Below are 17,515 nucleotides of genomic sequence, written 5' to 3' on the forward strand. Positions count from 1 at the left end.
ATTTGATCAGCGCTGGGTCAAGGCATGAGGCTGCGCAAGATGAGGTTCGAGGTGAGCGTGGGCGCGATCTCGACGTAATCGAGGTTGTACTGCAGAAGCAATGGGTTGACGAATGGTCGCAGCGTGAGATGGATCGCTTCCACCGTCTCGTCCAGCGGCGTCTTGCGTTCAAACTCGCCAACCTCTCGCCCCTCTCGCACTATTTGCGCCAGGAAACGTTTGATCTGTGCGTCATAAGCCTGCGTGCTGGGCCAGCTTTCCGAGGCCGCGAACGCTGCAATGTCATAGAGTTTCCGGTCGTTGAAGAACAGATTCACACCGGTAGCCATCACCGTTTTGACCAAACGTCGAAAGCGCTCCGTCGGCGTCAGACCTTCTACATTGATAGCCTGCTCCACCGCCCGGACGATTTCTGCCAGGCAGTTTGCGCAGATAGCCTCACCGATCGCCTGCTTGGAATCAAAAAACTTGTAGATGTAAGCCTTGGAAAAACCGATGGCTTTCGCCAGGTCGGAAACCGTTGTTTTGCCGTAGCCGTATTGACTGAAGTGTTCATTGGCTGCCGCGACAATCTGATCACGAATGTCGTGATCGACTGGGCCACGTGGGCCGGGCGAGGATATTGATGGCTGATTCATGTGAGTAGCTTACTCACCCTGTCGAGGACTTACAAATCGTGACCAATAGAAAATATAGTCACGAATCGAACATTCGCAAACCCTGACTGATCGGATGGAAACGGGTAACCGCCGAAAGCCGTCCTTCTACAGCGTTTCCACGCTGTCGACGGGCAACACCGGTAATGAAGCAAGCATTTCAGCGCGGCATGCCTCAAGGATTTCATCCGCCAATGCGGAATCATCCGGACAGGCGCGTGACAAGACAATTGCGCCGACCGCACGCGACAGCAAGTCGATCATTTTCTTTCTCCCCTCACCCTCCGCGGCATCCGGCCCTGTCGGATATTTTTCCCCGAGGGTTTGCAGGGTGTGTTCAATGCCTTCGGCAAACGTCGCTTTCACATCGTCCGTCTGACGCGCCGCGTCGCCACACAGTGCGGCCATAGTGCAACCGCTGCCGCGTCCGTCACGATGTTCTCTATTCACATAGACGTTGATGAATCCGGGAACATCGAGCGCCTGGGCGCCGGTCAACGATTTGCCAAGACTGCAGGCCGAGGCTTCGACCATCAGGTCGGCCTTCGAACCGAAATGCTTGTAGAAGCCTCCATGGGTGAAACCGGCAGCCGCCATGAGATCTGCCACACCGACGCCGTCAAAACCGCGCTCACGGAACAGCTCTGAGGCCGTTTCAACGATGTGCTCTCGATTGGCCTGCGCCTTGGCCTTGGTCACTCTCACTTGCAGTACCTCGTGTTTACCGGGAGATCATGCGCCCAATCATACATAGATGTTGGTCATAATCAAAACCGTTGACAGTTTAGATTTCGATCATCATCCTAATTGAACGCACCACCGATCTCCATCAACGGGCACGGAAGAAACTCCAGATGACCAACCAGAACCTGTTCACCTCTTACACCCTTGGTAGCCTCGCGCTGTCGAACCGCGTCGTTCTCGCACCGCTGACACGCAACCGCGCAGGCCAGGGCTTTGTGCCCAGTGAATTCGCGGCCGCCTATTACAGCCAACGCGCCAGCGCCGGCTTGCTGATCAGCGAAGCTACACAGGTTTCTCGACAGGGTCAGGGTTATCAGGACACCCCCGGCATCTATACGCAGGCGCAGATCGATGGCTGGCGCACAGTCACCGACGCCGTTCACGCCAAGGGCGGAAAAATCTTCCTGCAACTGTGGCATGTCGGACGCGTCTCACACGTTGATCTGCAAGAAAACGGCGCCGCCCCCGTGGCCCCTTCTGCACTGCGTGCCGCTACCAAAGTGTTCGTCAACAACCGCTTTGAAGACGTCTCCGAACCCCGCGCCCTGGAAACCAGCGAACTGCCGGGGATCGTCTCCGATTTCCGCCAGGCTGCGGCTAACGCGGTCGATGCCGGGTTCGATGGCGTGGAGATTCACGGTGCAAACGGCTACTTGCTGGATCAGTTCCTCAAGGACAGCGCCAATCTGCGAACCGATGCTTACGGCGGTTCGATTGAAAATCGTGCGCGTCTGTTGCTCGAAGTGACGGCGGCTGTCGTCAATGAGATCGGCGCGGATCGCACCGGTGTGCGCCTGTCTCCCGTGTCCCCGGCCAACGGCGTCTCCAGCAGCGATCCGCAGGCGCAATTCGATTACGTCGTCGAGCAACTCGACGCCCTCCGTGTGGTTTACCTGCACGTGGTCGAAGGCGCGACCGGCGGCCCGCGCGACGTGGCCCCTTTCGATTTCGGCGCCCTGCGCCAGCGTTTCAAAAACACCTATATCGCCAACAACGGCTATGACCTCGACCTGGCGACTGCGAGTCTCGCCGAAGACCAGGCCGATCTGATCGCCTTCGGTCGCCCGTTCATTGCCAACCCGGATCTGGTGGAGCGCCTCAAACAGGGGGCGCCGCTGTCCGCGTTCAATCCCGCCACCCTGTATGGCGGCGGCGCGGCGGGCTACATCGACTACCCGACGCTGGCTTAAACGAGCGCCAGCGCAAGCTGAGCGCGTTCTGTTTCTCACCTCCTGAAAGAGAGATACCCCATGAGCACTCGCCCTACTGTTCTCATCACCGGCGCCTCCACCGGCATTGGCGCCGTGTACGCCGAACGCTTCGCCAAACGTGGCCACGATCTGGTTCTGGTCGCCCGCGACAAGGCTCGCCTGGACACACTTGCAGCGCGATTGCGCAGCGAGCACGACGTCGCCGTCGATGTCATCCCGGCAGACCTGACCCAACTCAGCGATCTCACCACCGTTGAAAGCCGCCTGCGCGACGACGCCCGCATCGGCATTCTCGTCAATAACGCCGGCGCCGCGCTGTCCGGCCACTTCGTCGACCAAAGCACCGACAGCGTTGCGCAACTGGTTGCCCTCAACACCACGGCATTGGTGCGGCTCGCCAGCGCCATCGCCCCACGCCTGGCCAAGGCCGGCGATGGTGCGATCATCAACATCGGTTCGGTGGTGGGTCTGGCGCCGGAGTTCGGCATGACGGTCTACGGTGCGACCAAGGCCTTTGTGCTGTTCCTGTCCCAGGGCCTGAGCCTGGAGCTTTCGCCTCAGGGCGTCTACGTGCAGGCCGTGTTGCCCGCCGCCACCCGCACGGAAATCTGGGATCGCTCCGGCGTCGACATCAATACGCTGAGCGAAATCATGGAAGTGGGTGACCTGGTGGATGCCGCTCTGGTCGGCTTCGATCGTCGCGAACCTGTGACCATCCCGCCGCTGCACGAAGCTGAGCGCTGGGATGACCTGCAGGGCGCACGCCAGGGCCTGCTGGGGCAAATCCGCCAGTCTGCGGTCGCCCAACGCTACCAGACGCCACAGTGATTTTTTGCTAGCGAGCATTCGCGGCAGATTCGATGCAGGCACATGGCATTGCATCGAATCCTGCCCGCTGGCCGGAGTGACTATGAGTTCAATGCAGACAAATTCCCGCTCGGGTTCGCCGACGTTATTCATCGACGCGGCGAACCAGTCGATCACGGTCAACGGCATTCCCTTCGCCTACCGCGACACTGGGCCCGCAACCGGCATGCCCCTGGTACTGTTCAACCATTGGGGCGCAGTGCTGGACAACTTCGACCCCGCGATCATCGATGGCCTGGCGCAAACCAGACGCGTCATCACCACCGACTATCGCGGCATCGGCAACTCGGGTGGAACCGCGCCACTGACGGTGGGCGAAATGGCCGACGATGCCATCCAGCTGATCAGGGCGCTGGGGCTGAAAACCGTGGATGTGCTCGGTTTCTCCCTCGGAGGTTTCGTCGCTCAGGACATTGCCCTCAAGGCGCCTGACTTGGTACGCCGGTTGATTCTGACCGGTACTGGACCGGCGGGCGGCACCGGCATCGACAAGGTCGGCACAGTGTCATGGCCATTGATCCTCAAAGGTTTGCTGACCCTGCGCGATCCCAAGTTCTACCTTTTCTTCACCTCGTCGGCCAATGGGCGACGGTCTGCCTCGCAGTATTTAAGACGCCTCAAGGCACGCAAGAAAAATCGCGACAAGGGCCCGACGCCCCGCGCTTTCCTGCGGCAATTGAAAGCCATCACGGCGTGGGGCAGACAACCGCGACAAGCGCTTGGACGCTTGCGCACGCCGACGCTGGTCGTCAACGGCGACAACGACATCATGGTGCCCAGCGTTAACTCGTTTGAACTGGCCAGGCTTATCCCCAACGCACAGTTGGTGATTTATGAGGATGCCGGGCACGGTGGGATTTTCCAGCATCACGCCGACTTTGTGACCAAGGCGCAGGCGTTTCTCGATGCTTGACCACGTCACGCAGCAACACCGCAACCCCACCGACTACCCTCCGTATAACCAGCAAGAGCCGCACAACGATGAAAGCATTTCTGATTGATGGCTATGGCAAGAACCCCGGACGCATTGGCGAAGCGCCCGCCCCTGCAGTCGGTGCCCACGACGTCTTGATCGAGGGCCATGCGAGCAGTGTCAACGTGCTGGATTCGAAGATCAGCAAAGGCGACTTCAAGCTGATTCTGCCCTATGCCTTTCCGTTGATATTGGGCAATGACCTGGCGGGGGTTGTGGTTGAAGTCGGCCCGGAGGTGACACGCTTCAAACCGGGAGACGAGGTATACGCTCGCCCGCCCGAAGCGCGGATCGGGACGTTCGCCCAATTGATCGCCGTGAACGAAAACGCGGTCGCCCTGAAACCCGCCAATACCGACATGGCACAAGCCGCATCCCTGCCCTTGGTTGCACTGACCGCCTGGCAAGTACTGGTTGAAACCGCCCGGCTGCAAAAGGGCCAGAAAGTGCTGATTCACGCGGGTTCCGGCGGCGTCGGCACAATTGCGATTCAGCTTGCCAAACACCTCGGTGCGTTTGTCGCCACAACTACCAGCACCGCCAATGTCGAATGGGTCAAGGCGCTGGGGGCCGATCTAGTCATCGACTATAAACAGCAGAACTTCGAAAATGTGCTGCGTCACTACGACGTGGTGCTGAACAGCCTTGGCGCCGACGTGCTGGAGAAATCACTCGCGGTCCTGAAACCCGGTGGTCAACTCATTTCCATCTCGGGCCCACCCACTGTGCAGTTCGCGAGGGAGCAAGGATTGTCCTGGCCATTGCAGCAAGTCATGCGACTGCTGAGCCTTGGCATTCGTCGCAAAGCGCGCAAGCAGGATGTCAGCTACGCGTTCGTGTTCATGCGGGCCAATGGCGCTCAACTGCAACAAATCACCGCGCTCGTGGAGGACGGGATCATCAAACCAGTGGTTGATCGTTCCTTCCCCTTTGAATCAACGGCTGAAGCATTGAAGTACGTTGAGCAGGGACGCGCCAAGGGCAAGGTCGTTGTTTCGCTCAAATGACCACGCCGCCTACTCATGAGTCGACCATAGAAACTGCACAGCTTTTACTGCTTGAGCGCTCATCATCCGAAGTGATTTCGCCAGAGGTGCAGGAACAGCAAGCGCCGCAACCGGATGTTGCGCGGGTTGAACCGCCCGTTATCGTTTGGCGCAGTTTGATGCTTGAGCCATAAGGCGAAACCGGTTGCAGGTGATCTCGTCAGGCTGTCGCGTTCGGCTCGACAAGATGAACTTCCGTGGCATTGCGTCCGGCCAGCCAGGCCAGCACAGATGCGGCGACCAGGACAGCGGCGCTAAGCTCGAAGATGGCTTTGTAGCCGCTCAAATCAAAGGCCAGACCGCCAATGATTGCGCCGCCGGCGATCGCTAGTTGGACGATGGCCACCAGCAAGCCGCCTCCGGCTTCCGCATCATCCGGGAGCGTCTGCGCCATCCATGTCCACCAGCCGACCGGCGCGGCCGTGGCGACCAGCCCCCAGATTCCGAGCAACACGGCGGTCAGCACCGGTGATTTGCCGAAGCTGACCAACGCCAGCGCGATCACCGCCATGATCAGTGGAATGGCGGTCAGCGTGCGGTAGAGGCCGCGACCGATAAACCGTTCGATCAGAAAGGTGCCGATAAAACCTGCCACTCCAAGCCCCAGCAGCATGAAGGACAAGGTTGAGACACTGACGCCGGTCACGCCCTCAAGAAATGGCCGCAGGTAGGTGAACAGCATGAACTGGCCCATGAAAAACACGCTGACGGCGACCATGCCCAAGGCCACTGGCAACTGTTTCATTAGTCGCAGAACGTTGCCGCTACCGGCCTGGCGCTCGGCCTTGAAGGACGGCAGGCTGATCAGCAGCCACACGGCGGCCAGCACTGCGACTGGAACCACACAGAAGAACGCGCCACGCCAGCCGATCAGCGAACCAAGAAAACTGCCCGCCGGAGCGGCGATGACCGTGGCCAGCGCGTTACCGCCATTGACGATGGCCAGCGCTCGCGAAACCTGTTCAGGCTGCACCAGACGCATTGCAGTCGCCGCCGACAATGACCAGAAACCACCAATCGCTATCCCGATCAACGCACGTCCAAACATGAATGACGGGTAGCCCGGCGCGACCGCGACGACCGTACCGGAGACGATCATCAACAAGGTCAGGCCCAGCAGCAGCTTCTTGCGTTCGACGCGAGCGGCGACCGAGGCAATCAGCAGGCTGGTGATCAAGGCAAAGGCACCGGACACGGAAATCCCCTGCCCGGCCTGGCCTTCGGTGATATGCAGGTCGGCTGCAATCGGCGTCAGCAGGCTGACCGGCATGAACTCTGAAGCGACCAGAGCGAATGCGGCCAACGACATGGCCAGCACAGCGCTCCAGCCGCCTGTTCTTTTAGAAGGATCTGTAGAAGGAAACGTCATGGAAACTACCTGTGGTGCGAAAAACCTGTGGATGTGATGCGCAGGGGGCAAGCAGCTTAAAGCTGATTCGGGCGCTGCCCCTGTAACAGATAGACACATTCTCCCGGTCAATCCGGCCCTTCCCTAGCGCATTCCTCTTGAATGCTTGCCTGATCCTCTGGCGATGCAGGGTGATGGATAGGAAACGTCTCGCGCGCGGATTAGAGTTCGGTCAACAGGAGTCACCCGACATGATCCCTACCCCTCTGCCTCAGGAATCGCCTTTGGCGTTGCACATCGACCCGCACGTGAGCACACCGGGAGACTTCGCCACGGCCATACCCGGGCTGTCGCTGTTTCGTCGCGACCAGCCGGCGCCGCCCGTGGTGTGCATGATCGAACCCAGCCTGATTCTCGTGGGTCGCGGCGAAAAGCGCTTGTGGGTCGGTGGTGAGGGCTACAGCTACGACCCTTCACGGTTTCTGGTGACGTCGCTGGACCTGCCCGCCAACTCCGAAGTGATGCTCGCCAGTCCCGAACGGCCCTGTGTCGGCCTCGTGCTGAAACTGGATGTCAGCATGCTCGCCGAGGTCATCACCAAGAGCGGCTTACCGGCGAAGCGCCAGCCATCGACGGGCACGGGCGCCGCGATTGGCAGCCTGTCGTCCGCGCTGGAGGGCGCACTTGATCGCCTGCTGGCGTTGCTCGATGAGCCCGAGGCGATTCCGGTGCTGGCGCCGCTGATTCTGCGTGAAATCCACTATCGGCTGCTGCATACCGATCAAGGCGCACGGCTGCGGCAGATCACGGCCGTCGATGGTCAGGGTTATCGCATCGCCAAGGCGATTGACTGGCTCAAGGTCAATTACACCGATGCCCTGCGCATCGACGATCTGGCCGCGCAGGTGCAGATGAGCGCGCCGACCTTTCACCATCATTTCCGCCAGCTCACCGGCATGAGTCCGCTGCAATACCAGAAATGGCTGCGGCTCAACGAAGCGCGGCGGCTGATGCTGGTCGAACGCCTCGACGTGTCGCGGGCGGCGTTTGCGGTCGGTTATGAAAGCCCTTCGCAGTTCAGCCGCGAATATGGCCGGCTGTTCGACACCGCGCCGAGTCGTGACATTGCCCTGTTGCGCGGGCAGCCATTCGAGGCAGAAGCGCTCGGCACAGTAGCGAATTGAACGAAAAACGCTGATGCGCCTCGCCGCGTGTCACCGCTCATAACAATGCACGTCAACCGATGATCAGCGGGTGAACCATGGAACTACGAATCAACCAGAAGACCTATCAGGTCGATGCCGACGCCGACACGCCCTTGCTGTGGGTGATCCGCGATGATCTTGGCATGACCGGCACCAAGTACGGCTGCGGACTGGCGCAATGCGGCGCCTGCTCGGTGCTGGTGGACGGCAACGTCGTGCGTTCGTGCGTCACGCCGGTCGCGGGTGTGGTCGGCCGCGAGGTCACGACCATTGAGGCCATCGAAAGCGATGAAGTGGGCAAACGAGTGGTCTCGACCTGGGTCGATTTGCAGGTCGCTCAGTGCGGCTATTGCCAGTCCGGGCAGGTGATGGCCGCTACCGCGCTGCTCAAGCAAAACCCCAAGCCCAGTGATACGCAAATCGAGGCGGCGATGGTCAATCTGTGCCGCTGCGGAACGTACAACGCCATTCATGCCGCCGTGCATGAGCTGGCCGGCAAGGGAGACGCGTGATGAACGTTCGCATCGAACCTTCACAGCAAGCCTCAGTACTGGATCTGCACGAACCGATCAATGTTTCGCGCAGACGTTTCCTGACCGGTACCGCCGTCGGCGCGCTGGTCCTCGGCTTCGGTCTGCCGCTCGGTGCGACGCGCGTGCAGGCTGCCGTTGCGACGACGGCCGAGCGCGGCACGCAAGTGCCGGCGTTTCTCGAAATCCGCCCGGACAACCGCGTGCGTCTGCTCTGCCCGTTTATGGAGGGCGGACAAGGCACGTTCACGGCGATGGCGCAGATTGTCGGTGAGGAACTGGATGCCGACCCGGCATCTTTCCTGGTCGAAGCCGCGCCGCCCGGCGAAGCTTATGTGGTGTTGGAAAACGGCATGCGCATCACCGGCGGTAGCATGTCGGTGCGCATGAGTTACCCGGTGATGCGCCGCCTCGGCGCCCTCGCCCGTGCCATGTTGTTGCAGGCGGGCGCGCAGCAACTGGGCGTGCCAGTAAGTGAATTGACCACCGAGCCTGGCAAAGTCGTGCACGCCAAGTCGGGCCGCTCGCTGGCCTACGGTGAACTGGCCGAGCGTGCGATGGATCTGCCGGTTCCTGATCCGGCCTCTGTGAAGCTGCGTGATCCGAGCCAGTTCCGCTGGATCGGCAAACCGGTGAAGCGCCTCGATGCCTACGACAAGTCCACGGGCAAGGCGCTGTACAGCATCGATCTGAAGGTTGACGATATGCTCCATGCCGCCGTTCAACATGCCCCGCGCCTGGGGATGACGGTCGGCAACCTGCGCAACGAAGAGCAGGTCAAGGCAATGAAAGGCGTGCATTCCGTGCATCGTCTGCCGGGTGCTGTGGCGGTGGTCGCCGAGCGCTGGTGGCACGCCAAACGTGCCGTCGAGGCGATCCAGGTTGACTGGCAAGAACCAACGGCCGACAGCAAAGTGCGGCCGATGCCCGCCGACTTTTCCAGCGATGCCTGGTTCAAGCGCCTCGCTGAGGACAAAAGCCCCGCCAAAGATGATGAACATGAAGGCGACGTGGCTGGAATTCTCAAGGCGACCAAGACCCGGATCGACGCCACTTACCACAACCAATACCTGAACCACGGCCAACTAGAGCCTCCGTCGGCATTGGCCCGATTCAATCCGGACGGTTCGCTGGAAGTCTGGCTGCCGAATCAGGCGCCGGACATGTTCCGTGCCGACATCGCCAAACGCACGGGCCTCGATCTTTCGCGCATCACCTTGCACTCACCGCTGCTTGGAGGGTTCTTCGGCCGGCATTTTCTCTACGACTCGGCCAGCCCCTACCCTCAGGCGATCACGCTGGCGAAAACGGTGGGCCGTCCGGTCAAGCTGATCTGGAGTCGCGAAGAAGAGTTCCTTCGTGACGTGCTCCGCCCGGTTGCCGCCATGAATTTCCGCGCGGCACTGGATAACGACGGCTGGCCGCTGGCAATCGAAGCGATCAGTGCCACCGAAGGTCCGACCGAAGCCCTCGCCGGCAAACAAGGTGAAAAGCTCGACCCGACTGCGCTTGAAGGCTTGTCGGGCAAGTCCTACGCGATCCCCAACAAGCGCATCGCGCAGATCTACGTCAAAGGCCCGGCAATGCTCGGTTACTGGCGTTCGGTGGGTAATTCCCTCAACGACTTCTTCTATGAATCGTTCCTTGATGAGCTGGCCGACAAGGGCGGCAAAGACCCTTTCGAGCTGCGCCTGCATTTGCTGCGTGAGAACAAACGGCTGACCACGTTGTTGCAAGCAGTGGGTGAATTGTCGGGCGGCTGGAAGCGCGGTCCGTTTACGGCCGAGGATGGCAGCCGACGTGCGCGCGGCGTGGCCATGGCTTCGCCGTTCGGTACGGAGACTGCGGTGATCGCCGAGGTGTCCATCGAAAACGGCCAGGTCAAGGTGCACGACATCTGGCAGGCGATTGACCCCGGCAGCATCGTCAATCCGGCGATTGTCGAGGCTCAGGTGAACGGCGCCGTGGCGTTGGGACTGTCGCAAACGCTGGTGGAGGAAGCCGTGTGGGTGGATGGCAAACCCCGGGCGCGCAACTACGACTTGTATCCGATCCTGCCGCCTGCGCGGATGGCACGGGTTCATGTGCGTGTGGTCGAGAGCGGGGAAAAAATGGGTGGAATCGGTGAACCGCCATTGCCTGCGGTCGCGCCCGCTGTCGCTAACGCGGTGGCAGCGCTAACCGGTCAGCGGGTGCGCAGCCTGCCCCTGAGCCGACACTCCTTCACCTGATCAGCGCCGGAGCATTCATGAATAACAGCCGATTCGCAAGAACCGCTGGCTGGCTGGCCGTGCCGTGTCTGGTCGCGGCAGGCCTGCTGGCCTGGTATGTCACCCGCGAGCCCGTCTCGCGCCTGGAAAACCACCAGATCGCCGTGGCCGACATCGACCCGGCATTGGTCGCTCGGGGCGAATACGTCGCCAGGTTGAGTGATTGCGTGGCCTGTCACAGCGTGCCGGATGGCGCGCCGTTCGCCGGTGGGCTGGAAATGGCCACACCGCTGGGCGCGATCCATGCGACCAATATCACCCCGGACACGGAAACCGGCATCGGCCACTACAGCTTGGCGGACTTCGACCGAGCCTTGCGCCACGGCGTAGCTCCCGACAGTCGCCGGTTATACCCGGCGATGCCCTACCCGTCCTATGCCAAGCTCAGTGACGATGACGTGCGTGCGCTATACGCGTTCTTCATGAAAGGCGTGGCGCCGGTCAAACAGGCGAACATCCCGAGTTCGATTCCGTTCCCGCTGAACCTGCGTTGGCCGATTGCACTGTGGAATGGCGTGTTTGTCGACACCGAACCTTACGTGACAAAACCGTCGCAGGATGAACGATGGAACCGCGGCGCTTATCTCGTGCAGGGCGTCGGGCACTGTGGCAGTTGCCACACGCCGCGCAGCCTGGCGTTCAACGAGAAGGCACTGGATGAGTCCGGCAAGCCATACCTGGCCGGCGCCCTGCTCGATGGCTGGTACGCACCGAGCCTGCGTGATGATCACAACACCGGGCTGGGCCGTTGGAGCGAGCAAGAGATCGTGCAGTTCCTCAAGACCGGTCGCAACCAGCACGCGGTGGTCTACGGCTCGATGACCGAGGCGTTCAACAACTCCACGCAGTTCATGAGCGATGACGATCTGACCGCGATTGCCCACTATCTGAAGTCGCTTCCCGGGGATCGCGAACGAGATGGCGCGCCGTGGCAGTACCAAGCGGTTTCGGCAGCGCAACGTCTGGACTCGCCCGGTGCTCATACCTACGTGACACGCTGTGCGTCTTGCCACGGTCTGGACGGCAAGGGTCAATCGCAATGGATGCCGCCGCTGGCCGGCGCGACGTCTGCACTGGCCAAGGAAAGCGCCTCGACGATCAACATCACCCTCAATGGCGCGCAACGTGTGGTGGCGGCCGGCGTGCCGGATGCCTATCGCATGCCGGCCTTCCGTGAGCAGCTGTCGGATGAGCAGATCGCCGAAGTACTGACCTTCATGCGCAGCACCTGGGGCAATCAGGGCGGTGCTGTTGATGCACAGACGGTTGGCAAACTGCGTGAGCACACCGATCCGGCCAGTAGCAGCCCGATCATTCTGCAGATGCGTTAGAGGAAAACCTGATGGAGAGCATCGACTTGCTGGTACTGCGCACAGCGCGGGACTGGCTTGCCGCCGGTGAGCGTGTGTTGCTCGCCACGGTGGCGCGCACCTGGGGTTCATCACCACGGCCAACGGGTTCGATGATGGCTTTGCGTGACGATGGTCGCGTGGTGGGCAGCGTGTCCGGTGGCTGCATCGAAGACGATTTGATCCATCGCTATACCACGGCCCATGGCGGCAGCGCTTTTAGCGACAGCGCGCCGCAAGTGGTGCGCTATGGCGTCAGCGCCAATGAGGCGCATCGCTTCGGCCTGCCCTGCGGTGGCACGCTTGAACTGATTCTGGAGTTCAACCCGGCGTGGCAGTCACTCGACTCGTTGCTAGTGCAACTGGACGCCGGGCAACTGGTCCGTCGTCGCCTGAAGTTGGAGTCCGGTAAGGTCATGCTCGAACCAACCGCGACGCCGGAACAATTCAGCTTCGATGGCACGCAGATGCTGAACACCTTGGGACCGGGCTACCGGATGCTGATGATCGGTGCCGGCGCGCTGGCTGAGTATCTGGCCACCATGGCGCTGTTCAACGGTTTCAAGGTGGCGGTGTGCGATCCGCGTCCCGAGTACATCGAGACCTGGGCGGTGGAAGGCGTGGAGCGGATTGTCGGCATGCCGGACGACGTGGTCCGCGACTTCGCGGTCGATCTACGCACCTGCATTGTCGCCTTGAGTCATGACCCCAAACTTGACGATCTGGCCCTGCTCGAAGCACTCCACAGCCCGGCGTTTTACATCGGCGCCATAGGCTCTCGACACAACAGCCAGCTGCGCCGCGAACGCCTGATCGAACATTTTGGTGAGACCGAAGCGTCGCTTGAGCGACTGCACGGACCGATCGGCCTCTACATCGGTAGCAAGACGCCTGCGGAAATCGCCGTAAGCGTGATGGCCGAGATCCTTGCAGCCAAGAATGGTGCGAGCCTGCCGAGTGGACTCAGCGTCGCCCAAGCGAAACATTCCATTGAGTCTGTGGCCTCATGTTCGTAGAGCTACGTTTGGTTGCCAATGACCGGCGCACATTCTCAGCAATCCTGGGGCGCAAAACCATAGTCGTCACTGGTAGCTTGAGCTGCTTTGTTGACCGCAATACGACGGTGTGGTCCTGACTCGCCTCAGCGGGGAAATGGTCTGCTGCGAATAGAACAGACTGAAGAACCAGCAGGAATGCTCTCCGTATCTCATAGTGCTGCTTTGCTAGATCGAGAATTTCGACAAAACCCTGGTCTCTCCAGCTACCCTGGACACATAAACGGCGCAAGGTGTCGCTGCGCCACGGCGGCAGAAGACAGTACTCCTCGTATAGAACCATTCCTTACATCTCTATGTACGTGAGGTCGTGAGGATAGTGCACCAATCGCTACTTGCAGGCCGACAACCTCCGAGTCTCGATGACGAAGCCCGCGCTACTCCGTCGCACACACACTAAGAATCAGCTGCTCTCGGTGAGTAGGTTGAGCAAGTGCGAGATACCAAGAATCCAATTGGCGAACACGGCGGGCTCTCTCAGGCAGCCCCGAAACTGAACTACGGGAAGAACTCCTATTGGCCAATAACGGTCGTTCGTGAGTGGCAGCTATCGGCCAGAAGCGGACAGTAATCCCAACAATCCCCATCTCGCTGACCTACGTTTCGCTAATTGTGTACTTCCCCACAATACCAATCTTTTACCTCGGCAGCCTGGATACGCACTCTCCGAGATGAGACTGGCCGGAGATTTATAAGGATCGACTCTAAAAAATCTTCGCGCAAAAAATCAACTAATTTGAATAACCTTTATTTCTATATCACCATCATACCCCCAAAAAAATGAAATTTCACGGGATGCTCGCTCTTTTACTTCGAGCGAACGGGCAATCTCCAAAAACTCCAGTCTGCTTGATGATATCTCAACTACAGGGTTGCGAGACTCAACAGAGATGTTTATTCGCAACTTCGAAGGTATAGAAGGCAGAGCCTTGCGGCGCGCACAGTCCCAAACATAGCTTTCCAGTGCGGCATTAAATTCTTGCGAGTGAACTGCCAGTTTGCGGTAATCGAACATGGACTCATGTCGAAATTCATTTTCTTTTTTAACAAAAAACTCAACATTTAGCTCATGAAGCCTTGTGAGGCGCGACACATCTTCCTCGAACTTCTTTTTTGTAAGATAAATGATCCTAGAGTCGTGATCGATATTGTCTATTTTGTAACTGGCCATGGACACTTGCTCTGAGATTTCGACCGCATCGACCTCTGTGCCATCGTTAAAATCAAAGGCTACAAAATCGCCTTCAGTCAAAGATATCAAGTTAAACTGCTTAATTTCACGAACATCTCCGTGGTGCTGATTCGATATTTCGTATGCCTGAGCTTTGATCAGCTGCATGGTTGCGCTATGCATGTCGCTATCATGAAGTTTCCCTTTCTCCAGCAGCGGGATTTGCTGATGTGCAAATACGTCATATTGGGGCGCTCCAAACCAACTCGATAGCCCGTTATTTGCCATGAAATCACAGAATATTCTCTGAGAACCCCAACCATCAAGAGCAAGAGCATAATTTACTGGGGGGTACTTTGAAGAGATCATGGCTGGAAATAAATTTATCTGGTTTCCATGTTTTGGAAAAGACCTGCGCAAGAATCCCCAGGCGGAAGATTTCGATTTTTTGCAGCTTATTAAAAGAACCGTCTTTACTTTGAATCTATCGACGCTCTTTGTCTTGAAAGCCACGATATCCATTTCCCGAGGCTTCTTATCATCTGAGTCGATATAGTAATAATTGGTCTTTACAATCCAACCCTCCCTTCGTAAAAGCGAAGACGCCCAGTGCTCAAGTGGGAATCCTGACTCTTTGATTTGATCTGCAAATTTATTAAGCTGTTCATTTGATAACATGCCCAATCCTTCGTGGTCAATTTCCGAGAGTTAATTGTATTCCATTAGCGTAAAAAATAAAAACACCACATGCCTCGCCGATGCAAAACGACCCGCTTACGACATAGCCACGTCGACAAGATCCTCTGCAATCCGAAAAGTGCAGATAAATATGATCTTTAGAAATCCCCATTGCTAACTTCTAGTATCATGATGTCAAAACGAGAACCCTCATAGAGCGAAGCAGTTCGATGCTGGAGGCGGTGGCGGGAGCCGCTAAAGAGGATAGTTTTACATTCCGGGCTGACAGCTCGCTTCTGGCCGGGATCGGATGGAGCCGGTCGGCACCACGCCTATGTAAAGGCCTCCTGACTCGACACAGGCCATCTGGTGCGACCTGAGGTTACGGCTATCGTTAATAAACTTAGTCGTTGGGATGGGAGGCCCGTGGACAAAAGAGCCGACGGCACCGCCTGACCTACCGAGACTCATTAAGGATGTTCTGGCGGAGCTGGGATATGACGCGGACGCCGCAGCAGTGGTCGAGCTAGTTCGCCGCCCGTGTGTCGGACTGCCGATTGAGGACGAGTTCTCAGTGGTGTGCGCCTGGCTCGGAAGTGCAAACAACCGTCCCCTTCTGGCCGAAAGCCGCCCCTCAAAAGCGGTCGCTTTTCGCCAATCTGGTCTGGCTGATAATCAGGCCCGTGCCATCATTCGACCAAATTTTATATAGCCAAATCACCTCTTAGGCAGAACCTTATCCAAGCCCGCTTTTTTTAAGATCGCTTTGGCAATTCGGTATGGTTTCTGTCTTTTACGAGAGCGCCAAGCTTTCAACCTAGACCAAACTAGATATCAGTTCCTTCTTGAGGCAAGCCTAATCGAAACCGCGTGTACACCAACAAAATCTGTGATCTTAAAAAAACCGCCCAAATAAGGGCGGTTTCGCTATTCCTTCGATTTTACTCAGGTTGCACACCCAAGGCCCTTGTTACACCTTCTCCATAAGCTGGATCAGCCCTGTAGAAATGCTGCAACTGACGTTCGATCACATCCGAACTAACACCGGCCATTGCACCGGCAATGTTGTTGATCAGCAGGGTTTTCTGCTCATCGCTCATCAAGCGAAATAGCGCACCGGCGTGGCTGTAGTAGTCGGTGTCTTCGCGGTGATCGTAGCGATCAGCTGCACCGCTCAAGGCCAGTGCGGGCTCGGCGTAGTGCGGCGCTTGTTTCGGCGACTCTACGTAGCTGTTCGGCTCGTAGTTCGGCGCCGCCCCACCGTTGCTGCCAAAAGTCATCGAACCATCACGCTGGTAGGTGTTGACCGGGCTGCGCGGGGCATTCACCGGCAGTTGTTGGTGGTTGGTGCCGACACGGTAGCGATGTGCATCGGCGTAGGCAAATACACGACCTTGCAGCATGCGATCCGGCGAAAGACCAACCCCTGGGACCATGTTGCTTGGGCCGAATGCAGCTTGCTCGACTTCAGCGAAGTAGTTCAATGGGTTGCGATTCAACTCCAGTTCACCGACCTCGATCAACGGGAACTCCTTTTGCGACCAAGTCTTGGTCACGTCGAACGGGTTGTCGTAATGCGCTGCGGCTTGAGCTTCGGTCATTATCTGAATGCATACGCGCCATTTCGGAAAATCGCCGCGCTCGATGGCCTCGAACAGATCACGCTGCGAGTAATCCGGATCGGTACCCGCCAGGCGGGCTGCCTCAGCCGGCGCAAGGTTTTTGATCCCTTGCTTGGTCTTGTAGTGCCACTTCACCCAGTGACGCTCGCCTTGAGCGTTGATCAGGCTGTACGTGTGACTACCGAAACCGTGCATGTGGCGATAGCCATCCGGAATTCCGCGATCGGAAAACAGAATAGTCACCTGATGCAGCGCCTCCGGCGAGTGCGACCAGAAGTCCCACATCATCTGCGCACTTTTCAGGTTGCTTTGCGGCAGGCGTTTCTGGGTATGGATAAAGTCCGGGAACTTCAGAGGATCACGAATGAAGAACACGGGTGTGTTGTTGCCAACGATGTCCCAGTTGCCTTCTTCGGTATAGAACTTCAGGGCAAAACCACGAGGGTCGCGCTCGGTGTCAGCCGAACCACGCTCACCGCCGACCGTGGAGAATCGCAAGAACGTAGGAGTCTGCTTGCCTACGGCAGAGAACAGCTTGGCGCTGGTGTACTGAGTGATATCGCGTGTCACGGTGAAAGTACCGTAGGCACCCGAACCCTTGGCGTGAACGCGACGCTCAGGAATGTTTTCGCGGTTGAAGTGGGCGAGCTTCTCGATCAGATGAAAGTCATCGAGCAACAACGGGCCGCGCGGCCCGGCGGAGCGGGAGTTCTGATTGTCAGCGATGGGTGCACCGCTGGCAGTCGTAAGCGTCTTGTTTTGGCTCATGCTCAATCTTCCTCTATTAGTC

14 protein-coding genes are annotated in these 17,515 nt (G+C 58.5%); 9 read left to right on the forward strand and 5 right to left on the reverse strand.

What is annotated here, in order from left to right; all coding sequences use genetic code 11:
- Positions 1–17: 17 nt before the first annotated feature.
- Both IF199_RS15100 and IF199_RS15105 read right to left on the reverse strand, forming a co-directional pair.
- Positions 18–638, reverse strand: a complete 621-nt coding sequence (locus IF199_RS15100; RefSeq protein ID WP_192557925.1) for a TetR/AcrR family transcriptional regulator — start codon at positions 636–638, stop codon at positions 18–20.
- Positions 639–764: 126 nt separating this feature from the next.
- Positions 765–1,361, reverse strand: a complete 597-nt coding sequence (locus IF199_RS15105) for a TetR/AcrR family transcriptional regulator (protein WP_192557926.1) — start codon at positions 1,359–1,361, stop codon at positions 765–767.
- A 149-nt stretch (positions 1,362–1,510) separates the two neighbouring features.
- On the opposite strand from IF199_RS15105, the gene IF199_RS15110 reads away from it, so the two are divergent.
- The 4 genes from IF199_RS15110 to IF199_RS15125 all read left to right on the forward strand — a co-directional run bounded on the left by IF199_RS15110 (position 1,511) and on the right by IF199_RS15125 (position 5,458).
- A complete protein-coding gene (locus tag IF199_RS15110; RefSeq protein WP_192557927.1) occupies positions 1,511–2,590 on the forward strand; it encodes an alkene reductase in 1,080 nt (359 codons plus the stop codon).
- 60 nt (positions 2,591–2,650) lie between these two features.
- Positions 2,651–3,439 carry an SDR family NAD(P)-dependent oxidoreductase gene (locus IF199_RS15115; RefSeq protein ID WP_192557928.1) on the forward strand — a complete coding sequence of 263 codons (789 nt, stop codon included), beginning with the start codon at positions 2,651–2,653 and terminating at the stop codon, positions 3,437–3,439.
- 82 nt (positions 3,440–3,521) lie between these two features.
- Positions 3,522–4,391: an alpha/beta fold hydrolase gene (locus tag IF199_RS15120; RefSeq protein WP_096820463.1), complete on the forward strand. Its 870-nt coding sequence runs from the start codon at positions 3,522–3,524 to the stop codon at positions 4,389–4,391.
- Between the two features lie 68 nt (positions 4,392–4,459).
- Entirely contained in the window at positions 4,460–5,458 is a 999-nt protein-coding gene (locus IF199_RS15125) for an NADP-dependent oxidoreductase (RefSeq protein ID WP_192557929.1), read from the forward strand.
- Between the two features lie 199 nt (positions 5,459–5,657).
- On the opposite strand, the gene IF199_RS15130 is transcribed toward IF199_RS15125, so the two are convergent.
- Positions 5,658–6,866, reverse strand: coding sequence for an MFS transporter (locus IF199_RS15130; RefSeq protein ID WP_192557930.1), 1,209 nt, complete (start codon positions 6,864–6,866; stop codon positions 5,658–5,660).
- A 230-nt stretch (positions 6,867–7,096) separates the two neighbouring features.
- On the opposite strand from IF199_RS15130, the gene IF199_RS15135 reads away from it, so the two are divergent.
- The 5 genes from IF199_RS15135 to IF199_RS15155 all read left to right on the forward strand — a co-directional run bounded on the left by IF199_RS15135 (position 7,097) and on the right by IF199_RS15155 (position 13,215).
- Positions 7,097–8,029 (forward strand): AraC family transcriptional regulator, encoded by a 933-nt coding sequence (locus tag IF199_RS15135; RefSeq protein ID WP_192557931.1) that lies wholly within the window; start codon positions 7,097–7,099, stop codon positions 8,027–8,029.
- A gap of 77 nt (positions 8,030–8,106) precedes the next feature.
- Positions 8,107–8,562, forward strand: coding sequence for a (2Fe-2S)-binding protein (locus IF199_RS15140; RefSeq protein ID WP_192557932.1), 456 nt, complete (start codon positions 8,107–8,109; stop codon positions 8,560–8,562).
- Complete coding sequence (locus IF199_RS15145; protein WP_192557933.1) at positions 8,562–10,811, forward strand: xanthine dehydrogenase family protein molybdopterin-binding subunit; 2,250 nt, start codon at positions 8,562–8,564, stop codon at positions 10,809–10,811. The genes IF199_RS15140 and IF199_RS15145 overlap by 1 nt, the downstream gene beginning before the upstream one ends.
- 17 nt (positions 10,812–10,828) lie before the next feature.
- Entirely contained in the window at positions 10,829–12,181 is a 1,353-nt protein-coding gene (locus IF199_RS15150) for a c-type cytochrome (protein WP_192557934.1), read from the forward strand.
- A gap of 11 nt (positions 12,182–12,192) precedes the next feature.
- Positions 12,193–13,215, forward strand: coding sequence for an XdhC family protein (locus IF199_RS15155; RefSeq protein WP_192557935.1), 1,023 nt, complete (start codon positions 12,193–12,195; stop codon positions 13,213–13,215).
- 766 nt (positions 13,216–13,981) lie between these two features.
- Here IF199_RS15155 and IF199_RS15160 read toward each other — a convergent pair.
- Positions 13,982–15,103 carry a hypothetical protein gene (locus IF199_RS15160; protein ID WP_192557936.1) on the reverse strand — a complete coding sequence of 374 codons (1,122 nt, stop codon included), beginning with the start codon at positions 15,101–15,103 and terminating at the stop codon, positions 13,982–13,984.
- A 941-nt stretch (positions 15,104–16,044) separates the two neighbouring features.
- Positions 16,045–17,493, reverse strand: a complete 1,449-nt coding sequence (locus IF199_RS15165) for a catalase (RefSeq protein ID WP_192557937.1) — start codon at positions 17,491–17,493, stop codon at positions 16,045–16,047.
- Positions 17,494–17,515 lie beyond the last annotated feature (22 nt).

This window comes from Pseudomonas allokribbensis (assembly GCF_014863605.1).
Classification (GTDB): domain Bacteria; phylum Pseudomonadota; class Gammaproteobacteria; order Pseudomonadales; family Pseudomonadaceae; genus Aquipseudomonas; species Aquipseudomonas allokribbensis.

Bases quoted from the DNA above. Each gene is read 5' to 3' on its own strand.
- IF199_RS15130 (WP_192557930.1), bottom strand. From the start codon at position 6,866: ATGACGTTTCCTTCTACAGATCCTTCTAAAAGAACAGGCGGCTGGAGC.
- IF199_RS15100 (WP_192557925.1), bottom strand. From the start codon at position 638: ATGAATCAGCCATCAATATCCTCGCCCGGCCCACGTGGCCCAGTCGAT.
- IF199_RS15125 (WP_192557929.1), top strand. From the start codon at position 4,460: ATGAAAGCATTTCTGATTGATGGCTATGGCAAGAACCCCGGACGCATT.
- IF199_RS15140 (WP_192557932.1), top strand. From the start codon at position 8,107: ATGGAACTACGAATCAACCAGAAGACCTATCAGGTCGATGCCGACGCC.
- IF199_RS15115 (WP_192557928.1), top strand. From the start codon at position 2,651: ATGAGCACTCGCCCTACTGTTCTCATCACCGGCGCCTCCACCGGCATT.
- IF199_RS15145 (WP_192557933.1), top strand. From the start codon at position 8,562: ATGAACGTTCGCATCGAACCTTCACAGCAAGCCTCAGTACTGGATCTG.
- IF199_RS15165 (WP_192557937.1), bottom strand. From the start codon at position 17,493: ATGAGCCAAAACAAGACGCTTACGACTGCCAGCGGTGCACCCATCGCT.
- IF199_RS15120 (WP_096820463.1), top strand. From the start codon at position 3,522: ATGAGTTCAATGCAGACAAATTCCCGCTCGGGTTCGCCGACGTTATTC.
- IF199_RS15110 (WP_192557927.1), top strand. From the start codon at position 1,511: ATGACCAACCAGAACCTGTTCACCTCTTACACCCTTGGTAGCCTCGCG.
- IF199_RS15155 (WP_192557935.1), top strand. From the start codon at position 12,193: ATGGAGAGCATCGACTTGCTGGTACTGCGCACAGCGCGGGACTGGCTT.
- IF199_RS15160 (WP_192557936.1), bottom strand. From the start codon at position 15,103: ATGTTATCAAATGAACAGCTTAATAAATTTGCAGATCAAATCAAAGAG.
- IF199_RS15150 (WP_192557934.1), top strand. From the start codon at position 10,829: ATGAATAACAGCCGATTCGCAAGAACCGCTGGCTGGCTGGCCGTGCCG.
- IF199_RS15135 (WP_192557931.1), top strand. From the start codon at position 7,097: ATGATCCCTACCCCTCTGCCTCAGGAATCGCCTTTGGCGTTGCACATC.